The 3411-nt window shown below is 54.1% G+C and carries 4 protein-coding genes; 3 read left to right on the top strand and 1 reads right to left on the bottom strand.

The genetic code is table 11. The features are described 5' to 3' along the window. From AB7E14_RS21900 to gntT, 3 genes are all read left to right on the top strand, one after another. Nucleotides 1–248, top strand: a 248-nt coding sequence (locus AB7E14_RS21900) for a phosphoribosyltransferase family protein (RefSeq protein ID WP_428169954.1), incomplete at its 5' end; no start/stop codon positions are given. Nucleotides 249–306: 58 nt separating this feature from the next. Continuing rightward, entirely contained in the window at nt 307–882 is a 576-nt protein-coding gene (nfuA, locus tag AB7E14_RS21895; protein WP_042998432.1) for a Fe-S biogenesis protein NfuA, read from the top strand. Between the two features lie 321 nt (nt 883–1203). Continuing rightward, nucleotides 1204–2520 carry a gluconate transporter gene (gene gntT, locus AB7E14_RS21890; RefSeq protein WP_042998433.1) on the top strand — a complete coding sequence of 439 codons (1317 nt, stop codon included), beginning with the start codon at nt 1204–1206 and terminating at the stop codon, nt 2518–2520. Nucleotides 2521–2558: 38 nt separating this feature from the next. Here gntT and malQ read toward each other — a convergent pair. Then, nucleotides 2559–3411 (bottom strand): 4-alpha-glucanotransferase (gene malQ / locus AB7E14_RS21885; RefSeq protein ID WP_428169953.1); only part of this gene is annotated, 853 nt, incomplete at its 5' end.

Below are 3411 nucleotides of genomic sequence, written 5' to 3'. Positions count from 1 at the left end.
GCTGTCCCTGGGACAGTCGAAGCGTTACGCGCATTCGCCCTACCGCCACTCAGCACCATCTCAGTGCCAGATTGCGCAAGCGCAACCTGAAAAATGCCTTTCGCCTTGAATTACCGGTGAAGGGACTCCATATGGTTGTTGTGGATGATGTCATCACGACCGGGAGTACCGTCGCGGAGATCGCACAGCTGCTTTTACGCAACGGCGCGGCGACTGTCCAGGTATGGTGCCTGTGTCGAACCTTGTAGAGCCTCGATGATGGGCGTATTATAACCAACTAAAATAGTCAACTATTAGGCCATTACTATGATCCGTATTTCCGATGCTGCACAAGCGCACTTTGCCAAACTGCTGGCAAATCAGGAAGAAGGGACACAAATCCGTGTATTTGTGATTAATCCCGGTACGCCTAACGCTGAATGTGGCGTTTCTTATTGTCCGCCGGACGCCGTGGAAGCAACCGACACTGCCCTGAAATTTGACCTGCTGACCGCTTATGTTGATGAGCTGAGCGCGCCCTATCTGGAAGACGCTGAGATCGATTTCGTGACCGATCAACTGGGTTCCCAACTGACGCTAAAAGCGCCGAACGCGAAAATGCGTAAAGTGGCTGACGATGCGCCGCTGATGGAACGCGTGGAGTATATGCTCCAGTCGCAAATCAACCCGCAGCTTGCCGGTCACGGTGGTCGTGTCTCTCTGATGGAGATCACCGACGAAGGCTACGCCATTCTGCAGTTTGGTGGCGGCTGTAACGGCTGTTCCATGGTCGATGTGACCCTGAAAGAAGGGATCGAGAAGCAGCTGCTGAACGAGTTCCCGGAACTGAAAGGCGTTCGCGACCTGACCGAACACCAGCGCGGCGAACACTCCTACTACTAAGTTCGCTGCTCGCGTATGCCCGATGGCGCTAACGCTTATCGGGCATAGCGCCCCTCTTTGCGTCTTTTGCAATATCCTCTTCGATAATTTGACCTGCCTCGCATAATTTAAATTTTGCCTGCCGGGGTGATTCTCAATCACCCTATGTTACCCGTATCATTCATATGGGCACCAAACACACACATCACATCCGACTAAACTAGATAGTTTTAAGGGTAATCCGTCGAGGTGCCGTTACGTCTCTGTTCCCGGTTGGGACAAACGTAGTTTGTCGTCAAAACATTGACGTTACCCATAACAAATTGAAAGGCCAGGTAAATCATGCCATTAGTCATCGTTGCTATCGGTGTAATTTTGTTATTACTCCTGATGATCCGCTTCAAAATGAACGGTTTCATCGCTCTCGTCCTGGTGGCGCTTGCGGTTGGATTGATGCAAGGAATGCCGCTCGATAAAGTCATTGGCTCCATCAAAGCGGGTGTCGGCGGCACCCTGGGAAGTCTTGCCCTGATTATGGGCTTTGGTGCCATGCTCGGCAAAATGCTGGCAGACTGCGGGGGTGCGCAACGTATCGCCACCACGCTGATTGCGAAATTTGGTAAGAAACACATTCAGTGGGCCGTGGTATTAACCGGTTTCACCGTCGGTTTTGCCCTGTTCTACGAAGTGGGCTTTGTGCTGATGCTGCCGCTGGTGTTCACTATTGCCGCCGCGGCTAACATCCCGCTGCTGTATGTCGGTGTTCCGATGGCTGCGGCGCTCTCCGTCACGCACGGCTTCCTGCCCCCGCACCCAGGCCCGACCGCTATCGCGACCATTTTCCATGCCGACATGGGTAAAACCCTGCTGTTTGGTACGATCCTGGCAATCCCGACCGTCATTCTGGCGGGTCCGGTCTTCGCTCGCTGCCTGAAAGGCATCGATAAGCCGATCCCGGAAGGTCTGTACAGCGCGAAAACCTTCACGGAAGAAGAGATGCCGAGCTTTGGCGTCAGCGTCTGGACCTCACTGGTTCCGGTGGTACTGATGGCAATGCGCGCTATTGCAGAGATGATCCTGCCGAAAGGCCATGCGTTCCTGCCTGTTGCCGAGTTCTTTGGTGACCCGGTGATGGCAACCCTGATTGCAGTCCTGATCGCCCTGTTCACCTTCGGTCTGAACCGTGGCCGTTCCATGGATCAGATTAACGATACGCTGACCTCTTCCATCAAAATTATCGCGATGATGCTGTTGATCATCGGCGGTGGCGGTGCGTTCAAGCAGGTGCTGGTCGACAGCGGCGTGGACAAATACATTGCGTCCATGATGCACGAAACCAATATCTCTCCGCTGCTGATGGCATGGTCTATCGCCGCCGTTCTGCGTATCGCGCTGGGTTCTGCTACCGTTGCCGCAATTACGGCGGGTGGGATTGTCGCACCGCTGATCGCGACCACCGGCGTCAGCCCTGAGCTGATGGTTATCGCTGTCGGTTCCGGTAGCGTTATCTTCTCTCACGTAAACGACCCTGGCTTCTGGCTGTTCAAAGAGTACTTTAACCTGACAATCGGCGAGACTATCAAGTCCTGGTCGATGCTGGAAACCATTATCTCTGTCTGCGGACTGATTGGCTGTCTGCTGCTGGGAACGGTGGTTTAACGCTAAAAAGAACCCGCCAGTTGGCGGGTTCTTTATTTTTACGTCTTCTTCGCTGCCGCTTTTCGCCGTTTATCCAGATCCTTAATCAGCTTGTTCACCCGTTCATCGGCAAACATCGCTTCAAGAGTCACGGAGAGCTTACGACGCCAGTTTTTGTACTCTGAACTGGTCCCCGGAATGTTGACCGGTTCCGCCATATCCAGCCAGTCTTCCGGCTGCAACCCTAATAACGCACTGTTACTGTCGGCGATATAACGCTGCATCCCCCGATTGAGCATCGGCGTCATCGCCATCAGCGAAGCTTTACGCCCGGCACGTTTTGGCAGGCAACCGTACTTGTGCAGCGCATCTAATAGCCCTTGTTTCGCCCGCTCACGGTCCTGATACAGTCCGCGCAGCACCACTTCATCAGGATACAGTCCCAGCGCTTTGCCCAGCGTCAAATCACCGCTGTCCCAATAACCTTTGAGCGTAGGAAGATCATGCGTCGTCGCGACAGCCATTGATTGTTCCGGATACGCTTTCGGCGCACGGTAGTTCTTCTCATGGTCGTTCTCGAAATAGAGCACTTTGTAAGAGTACACGCCGCTGGTTCGCAGTTTGCCAACAATCTCCACCGGAACGGTACCCAGGTCTTCACCAATCACCATGCAATGGTGACGCTGACTTTCCAGCGCCAGAATCGACAACAGGTCGTCGACCGGATAGTGAACATAGGCGCCGTGGTCGGCGGTTTCACCGTAGGGGATCCACCACAACCGCAGCATCGACATGACATGATCGATGCGCAGCGCGCCGCAGTTTTGCATATTCGCCCGCAGGAGTTCGATAAACGGCTCGTAGGCACGCGCCGTAATGATATGCGGATCCATCGGCGGCAGGCCCCAAGAT

It is taken from the genome of Citrobacter sp. (genome assembly GCF_050252275.1).
Classification (GTDB): Bacteria; Pseudomonadota; Gammaproteobacteria; order Enterobacterales; family Enterobacteriaceae; genus Citrobacter_A; species Citrobacter_A amalonaticus.
This window is presented reverse-complemented; position numbering and strand designations above follow the sequence as displayed.